Genomic DNA, 24451 nt, shown 5'->3' with positions numbered 1-24451 from the left:
TATCCTCCAGAAACATATAACTAGATGTCCACGTCCCTGGTTCATCCGTTGATTGCACCTGATAAGTTCCTTCCCATAAACCTGATATACTATTAAACTTCAACCAGATGTCTCTACTAAATCTAGAAGGGGTTTTAAATTCTACCTTTGATGCACTTACACCCGAACTATCCGTTATCTTTGCTTTTACAGTTATAATGTCCCCTACGCTAACATCAAGAGGAGTTACCTGTATACTTTCTACCTTAGGGATTTGATTATCTACTTCGGCACTTGCATAAGAAAATGGAAAATAATTCATTAATAAAATAAGACATAAGAAAAACATTACTACTCTTTGTTTCACGCTTTAGTTCCTTCTCTCTTTACATTATGTTTATAAGTTTTCAATTACCCCTTATATTTCTTAAATTTTCACTATTAGCGCAACCTCTTAATAAAAGGTCCAAAAGGCTATTAGGATATTCCTAATCCAAATATTCTTTCCTCCCTACTCAACCTATGAATTTTACATTTTTCCTATCTATTATACAAATTTTACTATATATACTTAAATTTATGAATTATGAAAAGTATGGTAAATACAAGAAAATAAGGTAAAAGCATGTCAACTGACAAGATTTTGTGACTTTTCAAAGACTGAATAAGTTTGCACAAGTTATTACGATGACGAACCGGTGTGTTGCAAACCTTTTTTCCTAACTCTTTGATGATTGTCCATTTTGTTCTCCCCTTTCAAAAAAACATTAGTTCTTTCTTCCTGTTAAACTATTTATTTTTTTGTCAATTAGTACAAATAGATCGGTCATTTTTTAGATTTATCGCACGTAAATCTCAAAAAAAAATAAACCTTATCGGTTTAACGTACCGATAAGATTTATGATGGTCATCTTTATTACTCTGCCTTATAACTAACCTTTGTCTTACCACTCATTACCATTCCCGTACGGGTTAAGGTTACATATACATTGCCCGCTGAGATTCCTAGTTGCGTCACAGAGGTAATTGCTTTAGTAGTGGTTGCTGTGACAGAGGCGATTTGTTTGCCATTAGCATCAAATATCGTAATTTTATCTCCGATTTGAATAGATGATACCGTAACTGTGTCTGCTTTCCCTTTATTATTCGTCACAACAATCTGACTGACCGCCAAAGGATTCGTCTGTTCACCCACAAAAGAAATGGCCGTCTTCGTGCTTTCTGTCATTCCGGCTCTTGTTATGGTCGCATACACTTTCCCTGCTGTCTGTCCGAGCTGGACAAATGCAATCACTGATTGGCTCCCTTCAGCTGGCATGGAAGCTCCGATCAATTTACCACTGGTGTTGTATACTTTTACAACATCACTATTGCCAAGGCTGCTAATCGTCATCACATCTGCTTTACCTTTATTATTTTCTATTTTCACCTGACTTGTTACAATCGGGTTGGACTGTTCACCTATGAATTCCACAGCCGTTCTAGCGCTTTCCTTCCAACCGGACTTTGTCACGGTTACATAAATTTTACCGGACTTCTGGCCAACTTGAGTAACACTCATGGCTGCCACTCCGGTTGATGCAGCAGTGCCTGATTTAAGTAATGTACCGCCACTTGAGGCATTGTAGACTTTCACTACATCTCCCGTTCCAAGGCCGTTAACGGTAATCGAATCGGATGTTCCTTTATTATTTTTTACCGTCACTTGGTTTGGGGCAAGCATTGGTGTCGTCGTCCATAGGCCGAATTCGTATGGGACATCTATTGCCTCATAATTTCTATTTATGGAAAGGTAGTAGATTCCCGGTTCCAACGCATAGGTTCTTTCTTCATTTCCTGTTACGGTCGATCCATAAGCTGTACTGAACGATCCGATGGAATTTCCTGTTTCATTATAGAGATATACAGACCAACTGGCACCTTGCTTTCTCGGTATAGATACCCGTACCTGTTGTGTTTTTGTAATAGTGAAGCTATAAGCGTCCGTATCGGAATAATCTTGAATGACTCCCTTATATACTGCATTTAATACTGCCGGAGTAGCCGTTTGGAAACTGTTATTCCCCTCTTTTTCAAAATAGCTCCCAGCACTGTACTTTACCTGAAATTGATACGGAATATCTTCAGAAGATGTCTGATTTTGGATTCTGACAATGTAGGTCCCTTTTGGCAAGCCGATTTGTTTTTCATCATATCCAGTTACTGTTGATCCATAGGCTGTTGAAAATGTTTTATATAATTTTCCACCATCAATAGAATAGAGACTCACGTACCAGCTTGCTTTTGTATCTCTTTTCATTGAGAGGGTTATGTTCCCATCGTTAGGCACTGTGAAAACATAATGATCCTTATCATAGTAATCATTGATAACCCCGTTATAACTTTTGTTCAATTGAATAAGATTTGCAAATTCAAACGAGTCGTTTTGTTCCTTCTCATACTGACTTCCTGCCGTGAATTTAACTTGGAAGTCGTAACCAATGTCTTCAGCAGAGTTACTATTATTCACCTTAATGATATACGTCCCTTTCGGCAGACCATATTGACGCTCTTCATAGCCCGTAGCGGTTGTGCCGTATCCTGTATCAAAATATTGACTTTTCTTTAAATCATCATAATATAGGGTGATTCCCCAGCTGCTTTTTTGATTACGTTTTGTGGAAATGGTCACATTTCCATCTGCTGGAGTAGTAAAGACATAGTAGTCGTTGTCACTACTATATTGAATAGCCCCTTTATAAGAGGTGTTCAACAAAATAGGGTTGGCCGTTTCTGCTGTATTATTTTGTTCCTTCTCGTAGTTGCTACCTGCTGTGAACTTTACCTGAAATCTAAATGGCGCTGTATATCCGTTATAATTATTCGACACTCTTACAATGTATGTACCTTTCGGAAGTCCCACTTGTCTTTCCTCATAGCCAGCAGCGGTTGTCCCATAAGCAGTAGAGAAATACTCAATTGAATTTCCATTTGTATCTGATAATACGGTATACCAGCTGCTGTTGATATTTCGTAACATAGACAAAGTGACAACTCCATCACTTGTCAGGGTAAAAGTATAGTACTTCTCGCTACTGTTTTGCAGTGAACCATCATATAACTTGTTGACACTAATTGGCGTAGCTTGTTCACCATAAGCGAGAGCAGGTCTTGCCACTAGGAAGTTTCCTCCAAGTACGATCATGACTAAAGCAGCTATTAAAATTTTTCTAACCTTTAGCAAAAAAGTCCCTCATTTCTTACATATTTTGTATACAGAATAATATTACTCTATTACTCTTTATTTTAAAATATAAAATTTTGAAAAAAATTACTGCTTTTTGACCTTTTTATTGGTGATAGTCCCTAAATAGGTACTAGTACAATAGGAAAACCGGGCAATAATTCGCCCGGTTCTTCCTATTTTCACATCACTTGACAATAATTGAATCGAGGTTTACGGCGGTGGCGGACTTTTTCACGCCTGTCGCAGATTTTCCTGTCCATTCGATAGTGAGAACATGCTTTCCTGCCGTGAGGCCCGTTTTCGTAAAGTAGTTCTGCTTGTAGAGTGTGCTGGCGGAATAAAGGCTTACTTGCGTAATGACGCCGTCCAGCGTTATCTTCACATATCCCTGAGTGGCGGCTTTCAGACCTGTTACGGTGACAGATGTTCCATTAAAGGTAAACTGAGCCTTTGTTCCCGCTGTGTTGGTCGTTGCATAGGATCCACCTGATGTGCTGGTATTGGCAACCGTACTCCATGAAGGGGTGTATCCAATTTGTTTGGCTGTATTTTCGTAGGTTCCGGCACCGGCAATGGCATCTGTTTTTACAGTAGCAGTATAGCTGCCTGCTCCCTTATAGGCGTAAACATCCAAATAATATTTGCCATCTGCTGGAGCCGTGTACGTAAAGGTCTCGCTTGAAGTGGCTGCCTTTTCGGAATACGCCACAATATTCGCACTGCTTTTCACTGTTGTTGCACTGCTATTATATAGGTAAATATCAAAATCCGTACCAGTTGCTCCGGACAAGGTTACCGTGACTTTTTGACCCTTCACTAGATTAATTGAGTAAACATCATCCAAGTCTGTTGTAGAACTTAGCGTATTGGTCACACTGGTGCCTGGGAATGCAATGCCAGGGATGTCATTGTCTGATTGAACCACAAGCGCCTTGTCTGCTCTAGCCATACTACCAGTTAATATCTTCCCGCTCAGTGAAGAAAGAGCGGTTGACTTTTTCAGAATCGCATCCTTGATTACCGCTGAAGTATAGGTTGGAAACTTACTAAGAATCAATGCCGCTTCCCCAGTCACATGCGGCGTTGCCATCGAAGTACCGCTGAAGTAATCGTAGGCATAGGTATAATCTCCAAACCACGCTGGTACGGTACTTAGGATATCTTGACCAGGCGCAGCAATATCAACGGTTTTAGCACCATAGTTGGAGAAATAAGCTAGATTACCAGTATTGTTAAGGGCGGCTACTGATATAATATTTGGCAAATCATAGTTTGATGGATAGTGTGGTGCTGAGTCATTATTTGTCCCATCATTACCGGCTGCGGCTAAGAACAGAGAGTTAGAACCCTTAATGGCGTCGTATAAGGCTTGGCTGAAGCCTCCTCCACCCCAGGAATTGTTAGTGATTTTTACCCCTTTTGCTTTGGCATAATTGACTGCTAAAATCGCATCGTCTGTATATCCTCCATCAGGACCGAGGAATTTCAACGGCATAATTTTTACATTTGGAGCTAGACCAATTACACCTGTTGTATTGGCTGTTCCTGCAATGGTTCCTGAGACGTGTGTGCCGTGCTCATCCCCATCAGCTGCATCAAATACGGTATTATCCTTGTTATAGAAATCCCAGCCATTGACATCATCTACATAACCGTTCTTATCATTGTCAATGCCGTCTCCCGCGATTTCACCTGGATTTTTCCAGATTTGTGCCTTTAAATCCGGATGGTTAATGTCTACCCCGGTATCGATAACACCGATGACAACAGTTGAACTACCTTTTGTTATAGCCCAAGCGCCTTCTGCACCGATATCAATACCTGCTTTACCTGTTACCCCCTGGATGTTCTGACCCGTATTTTTCATTCCCCATAATTCGCCATACAGTGGATCGGAAACGGCATCTGGTTTAATTAGATAGTTTGGCTCCGCATACTCTATTAGCGTTGAATCATTTAAAGATTTAAGCACTTGTTCAATGGGAATATTCTTATTGAAGCTTACGACTTTCGTATTATTATTACCTAGATTCTTTTTCGTCTTCAAACTAAGTTTCGTTGTAAGAGCCCCTAAACTTTCTGTTGTGTAGGCATTCTTAAACTTGACGATGACTTCTCCCTCTTTATGCTTTTTACCCGCATCGTTTTTATAAGTGGCCTTTACCTTTTTGCTTTGAGGACTCTGTTCCGGAATTTGAATCACCGAGTTGAATTTTTCTGTTGCCTTTTTGACATTTTGGGCTCCCCCATCTGACTGATTGCCTGCTGCAAACGCAGGGATGCTGCCAAACAGTAATCCCATACTTACTAATAAAGCTGTAGTCTTCTTCCTCATACCATCTCTCCCATCGGCAATTTAGTATGTAAAACCATACGAGTCTAATATACTGGGGTAAATTGTCCTATATTCCCATTTTTGTAGGATTTAAGAAATATATTAGAGGAAGGAGCGTGGGGACGGTTCTCGTGCTTCCACTGACGGCTTCGAGGGGGGTTACCAGCTGGTTTTGAGGATTTACCTGCCAGTTTGGGACTTTTACCGGACACTTTTGGCAAAATACCTGCCGATTTCGAATTTTACCGGACACTTTTTGAAAAATTACCTGCCATTTTAAAATTTATCGGCCTACCCCCTCACCTGATTTTATTAAGTGCATCTTCCCTTTTTTGAACAAAAAAATATCCGGCACTAGGCCGGACAAATTCTATGCAAAAGGGGGTCATGAAAAAGTTAAATTAGCATTTCCTTTCCATGTCCTCATTCTATCTTCTGTATATGAACAAACTATGAAAAAACATTTAAGCTTTTAAAAAACATTACTTTGCCTTGCCTGCAGCAACCTCAAAGGTTAATTCCGATTTTGCCTCAGAGTAAGTTGAGAATAGACCGAAATTAAACTGATCTTTTGCCTCGACCACAACTGTATAGGTGCCAGGATTTTTAGCTGTCCAATTCAATGTATTGCTTACCTCATAATCTTGCGAATAGATCGTATCTCCCTTTTTATCAATGATATAGAAACGATATTCAGGAGTTCTGCTTCCTTCCGAGGCTGCGATAAATTGAATCGATTCTTTAAATACCTGTGTACCAGGCTTAGCTGTTGTTACGCTTACCTTCGTTACTATTTCATCTGTAACCGTTACCTGAGTTGCTTCACTAGTATTGCCAGCAGCATCAACAGCTGTAATCGAGATGGTTGAAGCGGCTGTTTGCTTTTCCATGTTAATAGAATAGGTTCTATCAAAACTTACTGTTGCTGTACCAATCTCTTGGCTATTCACTTTAGCCACAACCGTCGCGCCAGCCTCTGCCTTACCAGTAATCACGACATCATTATCGTTTACTGGGTTAATGACTGGGGCATCTGGTGCTGTTACATCGATTACGGTTACTTCTGTTGCGGTACTAGCATTGCCTGCGGCATCTGTAGCTGTTACAGCAACTTTAGTTCCTGCTGTTTGTTTTGTAATTGTCATTGTAAATTTGCCATCACCATCAGCTGTTGCCGTACCAATTTCTTGGCCGCCTGCCACAGCTTTCACTGCCGCATTGGCTTCTGTTGTACCAGTGATGACTTCATCTTTATCTGTTATTCCATTTACGGCTGGTACTTCAGGAGCGGTTTTATCAAAGCCAACCAATTCCTTTGTGTCTCTGACACGGATCCGTGTGCCTTCTGAGAATGCGCCAGAAAGACCGACTGCTTCTAACGTGTCGCCCACTTTCAGAGCAGGAACAGGACCGCTTTGGTTGACGATATATCCGTCTGTAAAGACTAATACTTCTCCTGAACCATCGTTGATTACATAAGAATTATCGTCATACTTCGATTTAACTGTTCCTGTTACTTTCACAAGGAAACCTTGGTTCGCAGCAGATGTTGCTTCACCCGTGCTAACTGTCTTAGGTTGGACAGGATCCCCTGAACCAATTTTAATAACATCGCTAGCAAAGCTTGTAAACTCTAATTCTTTGTTATTTTCAAATGTCTTGATGTGTCCGTGAACACGTACTTTATCGCCTAGTTTCAGCGAGCCTTCCGGAACTTCTTGGAATGCCATAATACCGCCGGTTTCATCCTGCAGGTAGAACGCATCGAAGAAATTGCCTGCTCCTGTTGTTACTGTACCTTCTACCACTACCTCTGTGCCATCCTCTTTCGAACGTGCATCGGCAATGTTAGACACTTTCGTTTCACGATGTGCCAGCCAGTTGACGGCGTTTAGAGTGAATTCGTCGTTGCCTTTTGGCTCATACGATTCATCCATTTGTTTGTCATTGAAGATGTTCATACCGGAAACGATAATCCGTCCGTTTGTACCAATTTCTTCAGACGCAATCATTGGAATCGCTGAACCGCCTGTTTCATCGGAGACCGGATCGTAGGTGTATCCGCCTTTAATGTTGCCTTGATACGTAGTTTCATTTCCTTTGGCAAGGATTGTCACCTTATCGCTGTCTGTTAATGCCTTATTATCGGCTCCTGATAAGCTTGTTCCACTGTAGTAATCAATAAACGATACTCGGTCAGTGATTAAGTTTGAAACTAAGCCTGGATGTAATCTGACAGCATAAGGGCTGACGGTTGGATCACTCCAGAAGTTGCCGCTCTTGCTTAAGTCAAAGACTCCGTCATTGCCCATGCGGATGGCCGAGCCAATCTGGCCAAGAAGCGCATTGTTAATGGTAGGGTCTGTGCTGTTATTACTCTTCCCTGCCATTAATAGAGAACCGCCATTTTGTACAAACTTCGCAACAGCCGCATTTTCGTCTGCTGATAGAGCTGATCTTGTGTGTGTGAGTACTAATACCTTCACACTGCTTAATACATCATCCGTAAGGGCTGTTTTATTTTCAGCTACGGTATAGCCTTCTTTTTGAAGCATTAAGGTAAAGGATTTTAAGTTATCCTTATACGTTCCGCTGTCGCCAGAAGTATTTTCATTGCCGTGGTTAGCATCGATTAATACTTTCACGCCAAGCGGTTCTTTAATTTTAACTGGTAAGTCAAACTGTGTATTTCCTAAATCCAGACCATCTAATGAGGTGACAACAGCGATAATCTTGTGGTCGCCTATTACAGGGGCAGCCCAGATTGCTGATGCTGTTGCTGAACCCTTCGGCAGGATGGAAGAAATATTGTTTGTTCCAATAAAGTTGGCTTCGTTCACTTGATCATAGTAGAAGTCTACTTTTAGGTTTTTCACGGTTTGTGTACCGTTGTTTGCAACGGTTGCTTTTAATGTTGCCGGGTTGCCGCCGATTACGACGCCGCCGTCTACATCAATGCTGTTTACTTTTACGTCCACTGGTTCTTCTTTTGACCAGATTGGTGAAGAATAAATTCTTTCGCCGTCCATTTGGGTTACTTTTACCACAAACCATTGCTGGCCGCCTGTAACTGTATAGGTCGGTTTCCAAGAGAAGTCTTTCGTCATTGGCTCATACGAATCGACTACTTTACCACCGTTTGTAATGAGTTCGACTTTTTGGATTCTATCATCTGATTTGTAGCTTGTTGGTAAATAATTATAATCCGTATCGTTATGAGCTTCTGCTACTAAGTCGCTTCCCTTAATATTAAAATTAAGTGTTTTGCTGTCGACTGTTGAACCCATGTAATAACCATTTGCTAATACGTCTAATGTGAAGTTGGGATCTTCTTCCATATAAACGCGCATATTACGCATGGAATGAAGAAGGGATGCCTGGTCAAGTTTGTCCGCCACGATGACGGTACGGGCATTAACTTGTCCCCATGTTCCTTCATGGTTGTCTTCCCCGTAAGTTGGTGCCACGTGCCAGCCTAAATCTAACGCTGAGTAGAATTTCGTTTCGGCATTCGCATATCCGTAGTGGCCGGAACCATTTCCTACTTCTAACATGGTGAATAGCTTATCAACATTCGCGTCATAAGGCTTAAAGTTGTTGAACGCATTGGCTGACATATCCGGATGGTTGAATTGACCCACGATATCATCGTATGTCATCACCCATGCGTAGTACTGGCTTAAGTCTTGGTATTGCTTGCCGTTAATATTTCGGTCGATAAAGTTATCGGTACCGAAGATGTTGGAGTGTCCCCAAGTTGTTGAAGTCATCTCAAATGCTGGGAATACTACATAATCACCATCTGTTGTGTATTTCTTAGCAAGATCTTTCGTTAATTGCCAGTCCGAACCGCCGGAACGTTCAGGGACAGCCTTACCATCTTCGGTCGTACGATTTACTGTGTCTTCTCCCAATTTTTCAGGGTCGATATCGTGCGAGTGATCCGAGAAGGCAAACCAATCGTAATGATGGTATTTACCTGCTTTTAACGCATCCTCAGGAGTTCCTGCTGCGTCATGGGAAATGTTTGTATGGTTATGCGTTGTACCGCGGTAGTGATTTCCGCCTGTAAAACGAGGGACCACTTCAAATGTCCATGATTTTTCAGTTCGGTTTCCTTTTGAATCTTTAGCTGCAACCTTTACGGTATGTGTTCCAAGCTTAAGGTCTTGTTGTGGTGTATATTTCACCTGTGTTCTGCTGATCGTTGCCGCTGGTGCTGTTAGTTCTTCATCATCCAGCCACAGTTGAACGGATGATTCGTCTACACCGCTTGCGTCATCGATTAAAGCAGAAATTTCTGGTGTTGGGCTTTCTACCTTTGTTGTATCTAGTGGTGTTATACCTGAAATTTCTGGTCCAGTGGTATCATCAATTAAGGTTACTGGATATGGAGCTGCACTTGTTCCAGCTGTTTGTACTTGTGTTCCTGCTTTTGCTTCAATGTAATATTCAAAGCCGCTTTGAGGGACATTGGCCGCTGCTAATGTCACCGTATAACGCCCGTCGCCTCCGTTTACCATCGGCACCGCTGTATAATCAGATGTACCTGTTGCTCGGTAGTAAAGTGTTACCGATTCAGCACCGGCAGCTTCAGCTTCAAATTCTACACTTGCCTCTTTGTAGACTTGTGTTAATGCTGTGTGTGTAATGCCTAAGATTGGTGCAATATCATGTACATCGCGAGGATAAACTTGATATCCGCCTGTTGCCGATGCATTAGATGTGAATTGTCCCAATACACCTGTCACGGTATAGCTTTTTCCAGTGACAAGGTCTTTATCTGGATTGATGCCTGTTGTCGCCATTACCCTTAGTGTGGTAGTTTTATTATTTTCATCCACAAAGGTAACGTTGTAGTTGGCGCCTGATGCAGCGACTGCGGAAACTTTTCCTGTTACCGTTACAAGGCTGCCTTCTAGCGGTTCTGCTGTTGCATAGGTATTTAAATCATTGATCGTTACGGTTTTAGCTGTTGGAATAGGATTTCCTTCACTAATTTTTTCTATTGAAGTTGGTTCGAATTCCGTTAAGCCACTGTAATAAAGAACCTTCCCTGTGATACGAACCTTGTCCCCTTTAAGGATTTTATAGCCTAGATCCAGGGAAGTACTAAAGATGTTGACGCCCGCTGTATCGTCTTGAATGTAAAGGTTTTGTTTTTGTGTTCCAAGGATTTGATTATCAACGGTCGCCACACCTTCGATGGTGAAGTACTTGTTAAGGTTGACTGGTTGGCCTTTTGTATCGGACACACGAACGTCTGCAATTTTCGTCACTGTGGTTGTATCGGCCTTCGATACGGATACTGGATTACTTTGCAGCATAATTCCTTTTGCAGAGCTGGTCGTTTGGGTTACGTAAACAGTGTTAGGCGCATTGTTAATCGTAGCCGTGAAGTCACCCGATGTTCCCGCTGTAATCTCTTGTGTGTTTAATTTTTCGGTTGCTGCTTCATTTGCGTATACATTGATTTTGGCATTCGCTGCAGCTGCACCTGTGCCGCCAATTAGTGTACCTGCTCCATCCGCTACTGCAAAGCTTAGTTTGGCTTGAGTCACTGGTGAGCTTGGTGAAGCAACGTTGATTTGGATCGCTCCGCTTTCAGCTAGGCCCTCTTGTGTTGAAGCGATATAAACAGAAGTTAGTGTCTTATTGATATTAATTTCAAATGAGCCGTCAGCAGCGGCTGTGGCGATACCAAGTGCCGTTCCTTTTGCTGCGGTTTCATAGGCCATTACGGTTGACCCTGGTTCTGCAGCTTCCGGTTTCCCTATTACTTTTGCTGATGCGCCGTCTTGAAGGAATTGGATATTCAACCCTTTTGGCTGTAAGCTGGTTACGGGAACCATTGGAGCTTCTGTTGGGCTTGCTGTGTTTCGTGGAGCCGCAACTGCTCCAACGTAGAAGTCAGCAGCATTATCATCTGTATCCCAGGCGTTTCCTTTGCCCGGAGCTGGGTCTACGTTTGCGTATGGCCGACGTTGAACGCTAGTTGTGTTAGATGGAGCTTTAGTAGCTGCTGTACCTTCATAAGCATTAGCACTACCACCCATTCCAACGAAGTCTACGGTATCTGCTGGTTTTGCGCCAGATGCTGCCGTAGTTTTATCTTTAAATAAGGCTATTTTCGCTCCGGTTCCAGACATGGTTAAGGCGCCTTCAGTATCTGGTGTTGGAAGGTCAACCCCATTTCCTGCACCTGCTCCTTCACCTACTAAGTAATAGCCATGAGCTTTAATCGTTCCCTTTAATGTAGTAACCTGCCATGATGTTCCACCCGCTGATGCGTATTGAACAGACCAATTATCAAGGACTACATCTTGATCAGTGGGATTATATAGTTCTATAAAGTCATTTTTGTATGGAGCTCCTGCGTTACCTCCACCCCCAAAGTATTGAGAGATAACCACATGATCAGCCTGCTCCGCATGCGCTCTGCCTATTAGACCACTCGGCAAAAACGTGCTGATCAATAGAAGTGCTGCCATGAACGTACTCGTCCAGCGCTTAAGCTTCCTATTCTTCCCCTTCATTCATACTCCACCCTTTTAACTTCTTTTTTTAAACCCCTAATTCCCTTGTTGCTGCCCCCTCTTTCTCTTTCTTAATTTTGTAAATTACACTAATATTCTACAAAATATTCTTTCGTAATCATATAGGATTTACAATCTTTACTACAAATTCATGTTAGAAATTCTATCCAACTGTATACGAGTACCTTAAAATGTGATTAGATGAAAGAGATGCGTTATCTTTCTTTATTATTTCATGATAGTTTTTAGGGGGCTATATGGTTTTTATGAACAAAAAAATTCCGTCATTCCTGGGTTTTAAGCGACTACTTTCTACTATTATGCTGTCACTTTCTCTGATTGCGTTTATTTTATCTCCTAAGCCCGCTGAAGCACATGCCTATAGTGCTAGTTACACAAAAATAACAATGGACAGCAAACACACCGAAGTGGTATTTACTCTTGATACGCTATCCGTTATAGAATTAGTACCCAAACTCGATGCCAACAAAAACTTTGTCCTTGAAAAATCTGAAATTACCAAGAATAAACACCATTTGGAAGAGTTAATTGAGGAAGGTCTCACCCTTGATAAAGGAAATAAGGAGCAAACTCCAACAATCGAGTCTATGAAACTCGTTAAAAAAGAAAATAAAGAATATTTATCTACTACTATGACATTTCCGGCCTTTGCACCGGGTGACACGATTAATTATGATGATGGTTTTTATTATCATGATACAGCTACCAACTATGTTGACCTAATCACGGCTTCGATTTATGGCGAATCGAGTGAAGGCGTCATTCAAGGAAAAGAGCGGACCTGGACGTTTTTAGTGACCGAGGTCCAGCAGGAGCAAGGCCAGACCACACAGCAGCCGGATACCACTCAGGTTCAGCCAGAGTCCGCGGCGAAGCCTGTTGAAAAACCAGCGGTCACGTCGTGGTTCTCCTTTTTTAAACTAGGGATGCTTCATATATTAACTGGCTATGATCACCTCTTATTCTTGCTTGCCCTGTTACTGCGGAAGCAAACCTTTAAACAGTATGCCGCGATTGTGACGGCTTTTACGATTGCGCATAGTATTACGCTCAGTTTAGCTGTTTTAGGATGGTTCACGTTGCCATCACGGTTTGTTGAGGCCGCGATTGCTTTTAGTATTTGTTATGTGGCGGCTGAGAATATTTTTAGAAAAGAAATCCGCTATCGCTGGGGCATCACCTTCTTGTTTGGTTTGATTCACGGTCTCGGGTTTGCGACAATTTTACGAGAGATGAACATTCCGAAGAGTCATCTGGCTGTGGCGCTGCTTAATTTCAATCTGGGCATTGAGGCTGTCCAATTGACGATTGTTTTATTGTTGCTTCCATTGTTAGCGTATTTGTTTAAGTTAAAAATCTATGGGAAAATTGTGTTCTATGGTTCGTATGCCATTGTTGCGTTGGGAGCGATTTGGCTGTTCCAGCGATTATTCCTATAAATTGGAATCTTCCAAAAGGGCAAGTATAAGTAAATATTGTTCAAGCATACTTGACACTATGTTTTATAAAGAGTAATATCTAGTGCATAAATATAACGATTAAAGAATTTCATAATCAAATAGATTACTTTAGCATACAGTTAATAGTCTCCTATTGGCTTTGTGAAAAAGGAAATCTATTGAAAATAGAAGTCTTATTTTATTCCTTCTTAAAAGGAGTAAAATTCGATAATAGGTAGACTATTTAATAGCCGAATTGGGCAGTTAAAAGTAAACCGGCAATTTTCAAAGTTTGATGGTTTTAAAATGACCATCACTTTAAAAATTGCCGGTTTTTTTGTTTTTTAAAGCCCTTTCAACAGAAAAATACTGTATGGAAGTAAAAACTTTGTATCTATTATTTTCTATGGGGGAGAGCTAGGTGTTCCATTTTCTTGAGGTTATATCATTTCCAACTGTCTTTTTTTTCGTGCTTGCCGTTTCCTTGCTAAGCGCCCTATTCCTGCTATACGTAAGGGTTCCTTTATCTTTTGTTCGTTTTCATATCGGTATTATTTCATTACCACCCATCGTCGCCTTGTTGGGGCTTGTTTCTAACAATGGATCTTTCCTGTTTGGTCCTTGGCATTTTGATTCCCTATCATGGCTCCTAGCCCTTTTTGTTCTTACCATTGGGTTAATTGTCCAACGCTATTCTGTTCGTTACTTATTCGGTGATCGTTCTTATCGAAAATATTTTACGCTGATTACCATCACTACGTCTGCCAATACCCTTACCTGGATCAGTAATGATCTTCACCTTTTGCTGGTCTTTTGGGGAGTTACTCTTTTAGGACTGACAGGGCTTATTCGATTAAATAAGGAGTGGCAAGTGTCCAGAAAAGCTGCCAACATTTCAGGACGGTTCTTTTTACTCAGTTGGCTTATCTTGGTGCTTGCTGTTACCTGGATTACACAAGCTACAGGACATTGGCAGCTATCGCTTGTGCTTGCGAAAAACACTTTAGGACAACTTGCTCCATGGGAGAGGACCTGTATGAATCTCCTTTTGATCGTGGCAATGGTCATTCCGTCTGCACAGTTTCCTTTCCAGCGTTGGCTATTAGACTCCGTCGTTGCCCCAACGCCTGTTTCTGCTGTCATGCATGCTGGTATCGTGAATGCCGGTGGTCTCATGCTGACACGTTTCGCACCGCTTTTTAACGGCGATTCAGCACAGATTTTGTTACTCGTTTTGTCCAGTATCTCCGTGCTGCTGGGGACCGGGATTATGCTGGTCCATGTAGACTATAAACGGCAACTGGTTGGCTCAACCATTGCCCAGATGGGGTTTATGCTCATTCAGTGTGCATTAGGCGCCTATTTGGCAGCCATCGTTCATGCTATTTTACATGGACTATTTAAAGCGAGCCTTTTCTTACAGTCCGGATCCGCGCTTCATGAGAAGGAGTCTTCTTCTGAAAAGGACCGCCCGCTGCCCTTTTTGTGGATCATGACTGGAGGGATCTTAGGTCTCCTTACGGGGATTGGTTATTGGCTAACTTCTCATGGAGAGGGTTATCAAATGATAAGTACCTTCATTTTAGGATGGTCCGTGATATTTGCTTGGAACAGTCTTGTGGCTTTTGGGCACGGTCGTGTTGGTCGAATGGCTGGACTTACTTTGCTTCTAGGAGCGGGGTTCATGTTCTACCTCATCCATACTGCATTAGGCCGTCTTTTACATGAAACGGTTCTGAATGGAAGTCAACTGCCTGCACCTGCAGCCATCTTGGTCCTGTTTATCTTGCTTGGCGGCAGTTCTTTTGGTTTATGGTTAGCGCTTAATCGAACTTCCACTTTATTCACGGTTATTTATCTTTGGCTCGTTCATTTAGGTGAGCCTCACCAAGATGTAGTTGAAAGCCATCCACAATATTTGATGAAATATCTATCTAATAGGAGGTCATATAGATGACACCGACATTAGCCAGAACATTACATTGGGAAAAGGTATCTGAAGATCTTGATATTCAGGATTTAGTAAAATCAGCGAGCGAAGTCATCGCCCCGCTTGGTCCTATTAGCCAGTTTGCAGCACGCAGCCCCTGGACGGGCTTAGAGCGGCAGTCTTTTGAACAAACGGCACGCCGTTTTAAAGACATTTGTGATTTAGAGCTTTTCCCCCATGATTCTGTATTGCAGACCGCACGGAATCAGGGAGAAATTGATTTGAATTTTCTAGAAGAAGGACTTCAGCAATGGCTTAACCAGCAGTCTTTCAAACTCCAGCGCGAGACGGCAGAGCAGTATTGCCGCGCTGCCCTTTTGCAGGATCAGCCGGCTTCCAGCTTGACGGTACTTCCCGAAGTAAAAAGAATCGCAAAGAAATTAAGCAGCGTTCAGTCAGTGATAAAGGCAAGACCTTCCGTGCAAACCCTTAGTCAGCGTTTGGATCAGAGTTGCGATGAGGGGATTTCAGAGGATCTTAACCGCCATATGATTAAGTGGTGTAAATTGTTTTTGGATGAGTCTCAGGCGGTCTGGTCTATGCCGAATCGCGAGGAAGGTTTCTATCATGCCTGGCGTAGAATGGTTTCCTTTGACCCAGCCATACGTCCTGCGGCACGAAAGCAGCTAAAAAATTGGCCGAAAGAAGCGGACATGGCTTTAAACGAAGCCTTAACTCAATTAGGAATCGCTGATTCAGAGGTTCAAGCCTATCTTGAAGCACATTTGCTTGCCCTGCCAGGATGGGCAGGAATGATGCTTTGGCGTTCGCAGCAACAAATAAAGGAAAGTTCATTGCTTACTGACTATTTGGCTGTACGAGTTTCCATGGAGCTGGTATTGATTCATCCTTCTCTTCCTGTTCCTAAGCAAAAAAAGGAGGATGAAGTGCTCCTAGAATCATTCATTGCTGCCTGGCTCCATTGGGGGAACCTGCCAATCAATGCATGGCCACAGTTGCCTTCTGTCGAACAAAAGGCTCGTTTGACCCTTGCTTGGCGATTTGATAAGATAATCCGCAATAGACTTTGGATGGAAGCTTGGGAAAAAACATATGAAGATCAGTTAATGAAAAAAATCATCTCGAAGCAGCAGACTTCGGATCAAATAAAGCCTGCATTGGCACAGTTTGTCTTTTGTATTGATGTACGGTCAGAGCCCTTTCGCCGCAAACTGGAACAAACAGATGGTGTAGAAACCTTTGGAGCAGCTGGCTTTTTCGGCTTGCCGATTGAAACCTGTAAACTAGAAAGCGGACATAGCCATCCTTCCCTGCCGGTCATATCAAAGCCGCAATTCCAAGTAAAAGAATACTTGCCTGAATCTGAACAGAAACCATTTTACCAGCGGCTGCACACCGTACATTCTCTTACGAATACGTTTCAAACAATGAAGCACAACCTGCTGGCAAGCTTGTTGCTGCCAGAGATCAGCGGACCATGGATTGGTGCGCAAACGCTGACCCGCAGTTTTATGCCAAGAAGGACAGGTCGCCTCTTTAAGAACCTCCTTGACAAATGGCTGGCAAAACCTGAGGCAGCTTTAACGCTTGACCGGATCCACACCTCTAAACAAGAGATTCCGATTGGTTTTTCAGAGGAGGAGAAAGTGCAGTATGTGGAACAGGCTTTAAAAATGATCGGACTCACCGATCGTTTCGCGCCTTTCGTGGTAATTTGCGGACATGGCAGCCACAGTACCAATAATCCATATGCCGCTTCTCTTGATTGCGGGGCATGCGGTGGAGCATCAAGTGCTTTTAATGCGCGAGTGCTCGCCACTTTGTGTAACCTTCCAACTGTAAGGAAGTCCCTCGAGGCAAAGGGAATTTCGATTCCGAACGATACCGTCTTTGCGGCTGCGGAGCATATGACAACGGTTGATGAATTACATTGGGTCTATCTTCCAAAACTTTCAGATACGGCTGAAGCCGCTTTTACCCGTATTCAAGCTGTACTGCCAAAGGTTAGTGAAGAGGCAAACGCCGAGCGTATCGCGAAATTGCCCGCCCTCAAAGGTAGCTTCAAAAACCCTAAAGCAGAAGCGGAGCGCCTTTCAGAAGATTGGAGTGAGATACGTCCGGAATGGGGGCTGGCGGGTAATGCAGCGTTCGTGATCGGGGAACGAAAGCTGACCCGGCACCACGATCTAGAGGGAAGAGTCTTTTTACACAACTATAACTGGAAAAAGGATAAAGATGGTTCTCTTCTTTCCGGCATTATTTCTGGACCGGCAACGGTTTGTCAGATGATTAACCTGCAATATTACGCTTCCGCCGTTGCCCCTCATTATTATGGCAGCGGAAATAAAGCAACCCAAACGGTGACAGCAGGAATTGGAGTCATGCAGGGGAACGCCAGTGACTTATTAGTCGGACTTCCTTGGCAGTCGGTCATGCAATCGGATGATATGGCCTATCATTCCCCGCTGCGGCTGCTGGTGGTGATCCAAGCACCAAAGGAATATGTGGAACGGTTGTTGATTCAGGATCAGAATTTCCAACAAAAGGTTCAAAACGGATGGCTTCGGCTTGCGTCGATTGATCCGGAAGGAAATTGGAAGAGTTGGTCTTAGCGCCTGCTTCGATGGGAAAAAATTTTTATGTCATACCTATTATAGGTTATAAAATGACGCAGCCAATTAATCGTACAGAAGGGATCGGGCTTAATATGGATAAGTCAAAAGGCAATCTTGAAGCTGAAATCAGTAAAGCATTAACGCAATGGGAGAAAAGCTATCTTGGGCGTGGTTCCTTATCGGTTAAGTCTGATATCTTACGGGATATGATCATTGTTACCTTGCATCGAATATTAACCCCTGCTGAATATTCCCTATGTAAGGATAAAGAGGGATTGTTATCCATCAAAAAGATAAGAAACAGCTTGGTGGAATCCGGTCTAGAAGAAATCAATCAGATTATCTTTTCGCTAACAGGTCAGGAAGTAATCAGTTTTCATACCGATATCAGCACCCAAACCGGTGAAAGGGTCATGATCTTTAAACTATCAGGAGATTTGGAAAAATTATTGTCATAACAACAATGGGGTGAACTTAATGAATATGAATGAAAAGAAAAAAGTATTGTTTGTGATTGGAATGGAGCAAGATTCGAAAAGTATCGTGAAAAAGATTACTAGTCTTCAACCGAATCGTTTCATCTTTCCATGTTATGAACCCATCCTTTCACCATTCAGTGATTTCATGCGGGACATCATCCTGGCGGTTTATCAGGAAAATGTTGAAGAAATATTCGTAACTGTATCAAATGATGATCGATTGAGTAATAGAGAGAATCTTATGGAACTCTATGAAAATAAAGGTTTACAAGAGAAATTGCAAACATTGGATTATCTGTTTAAAAATTGCAATTCGGAGTTCCCTCAGGGCAGTATGAGAGAATGGCTAGAGGGACACACCACTTCATCCAGCCGTATGCAAAATATTGTCGGTGTTATACGAAATCATCCGTTGATTCCTTCAGATGTGAAGGTTACAGAATACTTAATCAAAAATGAAAATCAATTAGAATTTGCGTCTTTAAGAAGGTAAGCTCTTGTATCTTATACCCTCGCTATTTTGCGTTTAATGGCTAATTCTTCGGAAATTTGCAAGTCATTTCCGCTTCTCCGTATCGATTTTTGTGTAGGTATGAGAATTCATTGACGGAGAATTTCCTGCTAATGTACATAGGGGGAAGCTTAAGAAGCGGGTATAAGCGGAGATATTCCGATTAACTGCTCTAAATAGGACAAAATCCAAAGAATTGGATAATATAAACGGAAAAACTACCCTTATTTTTACGGAAATATGGGTATTTCCTAATTTAACCGGAATTTTACCGTTTATTTTTCATACGCAGTTAAACCAACATTCAGTTATAACAGATACAAATTGCACTCCATTTTCTCCCAAAATAATTATCAAAAACCCTTTATATCAACAAAAATAGACCTCCAAATTACCATACAATTTGAAGGTCATTTTTAATGTTTGCGATAGTTAACGGAACCCGTAAAAAAATGCGATGCTTTTTTAAAACTTATAGGAAAAGGAACCCGTTCCTATTTGTCTTTAGTAGGCACTAACGTCAAATGCATCAACCGTAATCATCGTTCCAGTAGATCCCGCTGATTTTGCTCCTTTATTTACCACCTTAATCTTGTGCGATCCCAGCGATAAACCACTTACACTATATATAGGGACTTGGTATTGGGTGGAGCTTGTATACATATTCACGGTCTTCATGAGCTTTCCGTCGATATAGATATCGGACATGCCTTTATCCGGACCCGTGTAACTTAGTAGCGTGATTCCGCGTCCTGTAAAAGTGTACTCCAGGTCATTACCTGTGGCACTAGAGTATTTAGCCGTGCCCGCAGAATGATTTGCAGAAGAACTCGTGTTCCATGTGCCTTTATAAGTTGCGGATGATGTATTTTCCTCTACCCGGTAACTGCCATATTTTTGGCTAATCACAAAGGAATCTAGCGTAATGCCCGTCCCTGTGGATGCTGCTGTTTTTTCCCCTCTATTAACCACTTTAACAATATGAGAACCTTTTGTTAGATTGGCTGCTTCATAGAGCGTGACTTTATACTTTGTGGTGCTGGAGTAGAGGTCTGCTGTCTTTACAAGTTTTCCATCTACATAAATATCCGCTTTCCCTCTATTATTACCGGTGTAGCCTAAGACCTTAATTTCTTCACCCGTAAATTTAAGTTCTGCCGTGCTGCCTTTTGTGGCAGAATATTTTGCTGTACCGCCTGAAAGACTTGAAGAGGAGGCCCCTGTCCAGCTTCCACTATAAGTGACAGCTGCATTATTTTCTTCAACAGCTATACTTTGCTTATTTGTGACCGTAATCGAATCGATGTTGATCGCGGTCGATGATTTACGTGCCAGCGCATTTTTTAATCCAGTCCACTCGATTTTAAGGGTATGCACTCCCGCCTGTAGACCCACTTTTTCAAATACCGGCGTATTATACTTCGCGGTGCTTGAGTAAAGATCGACATTTTGGGCTGCCCCATCCAATGTGACACGGGCAATCCCCTGCTGGGCATTTTTTATCGCATTATATTGGATTCCCGTCCCATTGAAGACGAATGCCACACTGGACTTGGCTGCATTAATGGTCGAATAGGAACCGCTTGATGCATAAGAATTAGATACGACATCCCACGGTGCCGAAGAAACATAATTCAAGACTTCACTTTTATTATCATAGCTTGCAGCTGTTGCTCCTAATGTAACGGATAAAGTGTACGATCCTACTCCACTATAGGCATAGGTATCCAAATAAAAAGTACCCGCATACGGTGCAATAAAGGTCACACTTTCATTAGACGTCCCCGTTTTTTCCGAGTATTTCAAGATACCGTCACTCGATTGAGTCGTAGTTGCTTTGGAATCATAGAGATATAAGTCAAAGTCTGTTCCGGCCGCCCCTGATAGATTGGCAGTCAGCTTTTCACCTTTAGACAGAGTGACCGCATATACATCATCTAGATCTGATGTTTGATTCAAACTGTCCGTCACCTTTGAACCCGTTAAAGCTACTCCCGGAATATCGTCATCTGCATTATAGGTGACGGATTTTCCAACATCAATCAAGCCGCCTGTGGCCACTTCCCCTGAAAGAGATGATAACTTTTTCGTATTTTCCATAAGCGATTGTTTGATTTCCGCAGCCGTGTATTGTGGATGGCTGGCTAGAACAAGGGCAGCACTTCCCGTTACATGCGGCGTCGCCATCGAGGTCCCGCTCATGTATTTATAGCCGGAAGGGACTGTACTATAGATGTTCTCCCCTGGTGCGGCCACATCCACCGTTTTCACGCCATAGTTGGAAAAGTAGGATAAATACCCATCACTATCAACGGAAGCAACTGAAAGGATATTCGGCAGATCAAAGGCCGATGGATAGCTTCCAAAAGAATCCGTGTTGATCCCCTCATTGCCAGCAGCTGCTACGAATAGACCATCGTAATTCTTAATCGCATCATAAAGTGCCTGACTATACTGATCTCCTCCCCATGAAGCATTCAATATTTTAATGCCCATCTTTTGTGCATATTGGATAGCTTCAATGGCATCAGAGGTATATCCTCCATCTGGAGACAAAAATTTAAGAGACACTAACTTAACGTTTGGGGCTACCCCAATCACGCCTACGTTATTAGCTGATGCTCCGATGGTTCCGGCCACATGGGTTCCATGCTCGTCACCATCTGAGACATCATAAACCGTGTTATCTTTGTGGACGAAATCCCAGCCATTGACATCGTCGACATAACCGTTATGGTCATTATCGATTTTATCCCCTGGAATTTCCTTCGTGTTTACCCAAATATTATTTTTGAGGTCGGTATGGTTAATATCGATTCCTTCATCCACAACCCCTACCACAACATTTGCCCCTGTTGTTTTTTTCCAAGCTTCTTCTACATTAATATCCATGCCCGCTGTTCCAAAAGAGTCGTACACAAATTGACCTGTATTTTTAAGTCCCCATAGCTTGCTATAATAAGGGTCGTTTACGGCATTAACCTTTATTTTATAGTTTGGTTCAGCATAGACAACGTTCTTGTCTTGCTTTAACTTTGCGAGGGTTTTGTCGACGGAGTTACCATTTTGAACTTTATATAATTTAACACCTGATGAACCTAGGTCCTTCGACTTTTTGATACTCGCCCCTTTTTCGACTGTTCCTACGTCTTGGGCCTTCACCATTGTTTTATATTTAACTAGAATTTCGTCCTTCGAAAACTCTGTTTTTTCGGAGGATGGTGCCACCGCTTTTTTAACTGCTGCGGCCTGCGATTTTGCCTGCTGTTTCGCTACTTCTACTATTCCTGTTACCTTGTGGCTGCCTTTTTTTACATTGGCGGTCTTTGTTTCCTTGCCGCTTGCAGCCTGTGAGTTCGCACTTGCAACAGGAACGGAAGTGGTGATCAACAACGCCGCTAATATGAGACTTCCTATCTTTCTACCTTTCACAAAAAATCCTCCTAAATGATCAAACTGTATGTACAAAGTCCTAATAATAAATCTATTATACTATATATTTGGAAATTTAGTGCCAATATCTACTAGATTATCAAAATTTAATCTACTGACGATTTTCTCATTTATTTTTAATATTTTTGCGTATTTCGTAATTTTTTGTCCCGAAATTTTAGCAAACTATGGTAAAATTAATAAAATAATGAAATTTCGAGGTGATTTTTACTAGATGAAGAAAACTATCGTTCGTACTCTCTCGACAACAGCTCTCTTTTCGACGTTTTTTGCCGGCTCCGCTCTAGCCGCTTCCTATAAGGTTCAAAAGGGCGATACGCTCTCGAAAATCGCTCAGAAAAATCATACCAGTGTTGAAGATATTAGAAAATTGAACGGTTTAACGACTGATGTGATCTATGTCAACCAAACACTTCAGATATCTTCTACCGCACCGACTGCCTCCGTTCAGGCTGTCAAGCAGACCACCTATACGGTTGTCAAAGGGGATGCCCTGATTAAGATTGCTAATCGCTTCCATGTAACGGTCGGCGAGATTCAGCAGTGGAATAACCTGAAGAGTACCGTCATTTACGTTGGGCAAGTCTTAAAGGTATCAGCACCGGGTAAAACCGTGACGGTTACCGCCCCAACAACGAAGACCACAACGACGACTACTACAACTACGAATACGACTACAACTACAACTGCTACTACCACTTATACTGTCAAAAGCGGGGATTACTTAGGGAAAATTGGAAAGCAATATGGGATGACCGTTCAGCAGTTGAAAACACTCAATCAATTAACATCGGACCGGATTTATGTGGGGCAGAAGCTTAAGGTCAATGCCAGCAAAACTAGTGCTAGTACGCCTACTACAACTACTACAACTACTGCTCCAGCACCTACTACGTCTAAGCAGCCTTCTACCGGAACAACTAGCACGTATGTGGTAAAAAGCGGAGATACTCTAGGAAAAATTGCAGGAATCTATAATATGACTGTTACTGCTTTGAAATCATTAAACAATCTGAAATCTGACATGATTTATGTGGGGCAAAAACTTACGGTTACTGGTAAAACTACGACGGTTACTGCACCTGCCCCAACACCGGCACAGGATACGGATACAGCGGCCAAGATGATCTCAGTAGCTAAGAGTTTAATAGGAATCCCATATGTTTGGGGCGGCAGTACGACTTCCGGGTTTGATTGCAGCGGATTTATTTATTATGTTGCCAATAAAGCAGGTAAATCTCTGGTGCGCACCTCGGCAGCAGGCTATTATGATCGCAGTTATTATGTGAACACACCGAAGGCCGGCGACCTTGTATTTTTTGAAAATACATATAAGCAAGGTATCTCCCATGTGGGAATCTATCTTAATGAGAATCAATTCATTCAAGCTGATGCGACTCATGGCATTATGATTTCGAATTTACATAGTCCATACTATACTTCTCATTTCGCGGCAATTAAGCGTCTCTATTAAAAAAATCTCCCAGTTTGGGAGATTTTTTATGTATAAGAGAGTGATAGTTTGGGAATAGTAATAGTAAAGACGTTCTAAGGAGATGGGAGATATGAATGGTCAATTATTGCTATTATCGGAGTTTGTTAAAGAAGATGGTTTTGAATTGAACAGCTATCTTACTCATTTATTCGAGCATTTATCTAGTTTATCCAATCATGATGATGTAAATTCGGAACCAGCCTTATAGGGGCTGGTTTTTTGTTATTGGGATTATTATGGATTTATTGCGGAGGACGTTTTTTTGATAGGCATTCGGACAGTATCGCTTCGTATTTGGCCTTGGCTTGTCTGAAGACATGTTTTGTTCGGACACTGCCGCCTCGATTCCACCTTTACCTTGTCCGAAGACTCGTCCTGTTCAGACAGTGCCGCCTCGCTTTCCTCCTTGCC

Annotated in this window: 12 protein-coding genes; 7 read left to right on the top strand and 5 right to left on the bottom strand. The window is 42.1% G+C overall.

Annotated elements, in window-relative coordinates; genetic code table 11:
* From V7266_RS07295 to V7266_RS07280, 4 genes are all read right to left on the bottom strand, one after another.
* A partial coding sequence (locus V7266_RS07295) for a hypothetical protein (protein ID WP_335467087.1) occupies positions 1-346 on the bottom strand: 346 nt, incomplete at its 3' end.
* A 549-nt stretch (positions 347-895) separates the two neighbouring features.
* Positions 896-3202: a hypothetical protein gene (locus tag V7266_RS07290; RefSeq protein ID WP_335467086.1), complete on the bottom strand. Its 2307-nt coding sequence runs from the start codon at positions 3200-3202 to the stop codon at positions 896-898.
* 187 nt (positions 3203-3389) lie between these two features.
* The gene (locus V7266_RS07285) at positions 3390-5540 is read right to left on the bottom strand and encodes a S8 family serine peptidase (protein WP_335467084.1); all 2151 of its coding nucleotides are present in this window, start codon (positions 5538-5540) and stop codon (positions 3390-3392) included.
* A 482-nt stretch (positions 5541-6022) separates the two neighbouring features.
* On the bottom strand, positions 6023-12076 hold the full coding sequence (locus tag V7266_RS07280; RefSeq protein ID WP_335467082.1) for an Ig-like domain-containing protein: 6054 nt from the start codon (positions 12074-12076) through the stop codon (positions 6023-6025).
* Between the two features lie 266 nt (positions 12077-12342).
* Here V7266_RS07280 and V7266_RS07275 point away from each other — a divergent pair, with 266 nt between their 5' ends.
* From V7266_RS07275 to V7266_RS07255, 5 genes are all read left to right on the top strand, one after another.
* Entirely contained in the window at positions 12343-13536 is a 1194-nt protein-coding gene (locus V7266_RS07275) for a HupE/UreJ family protein (RefSeq protein ID WP_335467080.1), read from the top strand.
* A gap of 421 nt (positions 13537-13957) precedes the next feature.
* Positions 13958-15493, top strand: a complete 1536-nt coding sequence (locus V7266_RS07270; RefSeq protein WP_335467078.1) for an NADH dehydrogenase subunit 5 — start codon at positions 13958-13960, stop codon at positions 15491-15493.
* A complete protein-coding gene (locus tag V7266_RS07265; protein WP_335467077.1) occupies positions 15490-18099 on the top strand; it encodes a DUF2309 domain-containing protein in 2610 nt (869 codons plus the stop codon). Before V7266_RS07270 ends, V7266_RS07265 begins: the two co-directional genes overlap by 4 nt.
* Positions 18100-18194: 95 nt before the next feature.
* Positions 18195-18560, top strand: a complete 366-nt coding sequence (locus V7266_RS07260) for a DUF2294 domain-containing protein (RefSeq protein ID WP_335467091.1) — start codon at positions 18195-18197, stop codon at positions 18558-18560.
* A gap of 19 nt (positions 18561-18579) precedes the next feature.
* Positions 18580-19074 carry a carbonic anhydrase gene (locus tag V7266_RS07255; protein ID WP_335467075.1) on the top strand — a complete coding sequence of 165 codons (495 nt, stop codon included), beginning with the start codon at positions 18580-18582 and terminating at the stop codon, positions 19072-19074.
* A gap of 522 nt (positions 19075-19596) precedes the next feature.
* On the opposite strand, the gene V7266_RS07250 is transcribed toward V7266_RS07255, so the two are convergent.
* Positions 19597-22524 (bottom strand): S8 family serine peptidase, encoded by a 2928-nt coding sequence (locus V7266_RS07250; protein WP_335467073.1) that lies wholly within the window; start codon positions 22522-22524, stop codon positions 19597-19599.
* A gap of 235 nt (positions 22525-22759) precedes the next feature.
* Between V7266_RS07250 and V7266_RS07245 the strand changes: the two genes are divergently transcribed.
* Positions 22760-24019, top strand: coding sequence for a C40 family peptidase (locus V7266_RS07245; RefSeq protein ID WP_335467072.1), 1260 nt, complete (start codon positions 22760-22762; stop codon positions 24017-24019).
* A 91-nt stretch (positions 24020-24110) separates the two neighbouring features.
* Positions 24111-24248, top strand: a complete 138-nt coding sequence (locus V7266_RS07240; protein ID WP_335467070.1) for a hypothetical protein — start codon at positions 24111-24113, stop codon at positions 24246-24248.
* The last annotated feature ends 203 nt before the right edge of the window (positions 24249-24451 follow it).

Origin of the sequence: Neobacillus drentensis, assembly GCF_036965645.1 — a bacterium.
Lineage (GTDB): Bacteria > Bacillota > Bacilli > Bacillales > Cytobacillaceae > Neobacillus > Neobacillus drentensis_D.
Note: the sequence above shows the minus strand (reverse complement) of the source record. Positions and strands in the feature narration are given on the sequence as shown.

Bases quoted from the DNA above. Each gene is read 5' to 3' on its own strand.
- V7266_RS07285 (WP_335467084.1), bottom strand. From the start codon at position 5,540: ATGAGGAAGAAGACTACAGCTTTATTAGTAAGTATGGGATTACTGTTT.
- V7266_RS07280 (WP_335467082.1), bottom strand. From the start codon at position 12,076: ATGAAGGGGAAGAATAGGAAGCTTAAGCGCTGGACGAGTACGTTCATG.
- V7266_RS07275 (WP_335467080.1), top strand. From the start codon at position 12,343: ATGAACAAAAAAATTCCGTCATTCCTGGGTTTTAAGCGACTACTTTCT.
- V7266_RS07265 (WP_335467077.1), top strand. From the start codon at position 15,490: ATGACACCGACATTAGCCAGAACATTACATTGGGAAAAGGTATCTGAA.
- V7266_RS07260 (WP_335467091.1), top strand. From the start codon at position 18,195: ATGGATAAGTCAAAAGGCAATCTTGAAGCTGAAATCAGTAAAGCATTA.
- V7266_RS07255 (WP_335467075.1), top strand. From the start codon at position 18,580: ATGAATATGAATGAAAAGAAAAAAGTATTGTTTGTGATTGGAATGGAG.
- V7266_RS07245 (WP_335467072.1), top strand. From the start codon at position 22,760: ATGAAGAAAACTATCGTTCGTACTCTCTCGACAACAGCTCTCTTTTCG.
- V7266_RS07240 (WP_335467070.1), top strand. From the start codon at position 24,111: ATGAATGGTCAATTATTGCTATTATCGGAGTTTGTTAAAGAAGATGGT.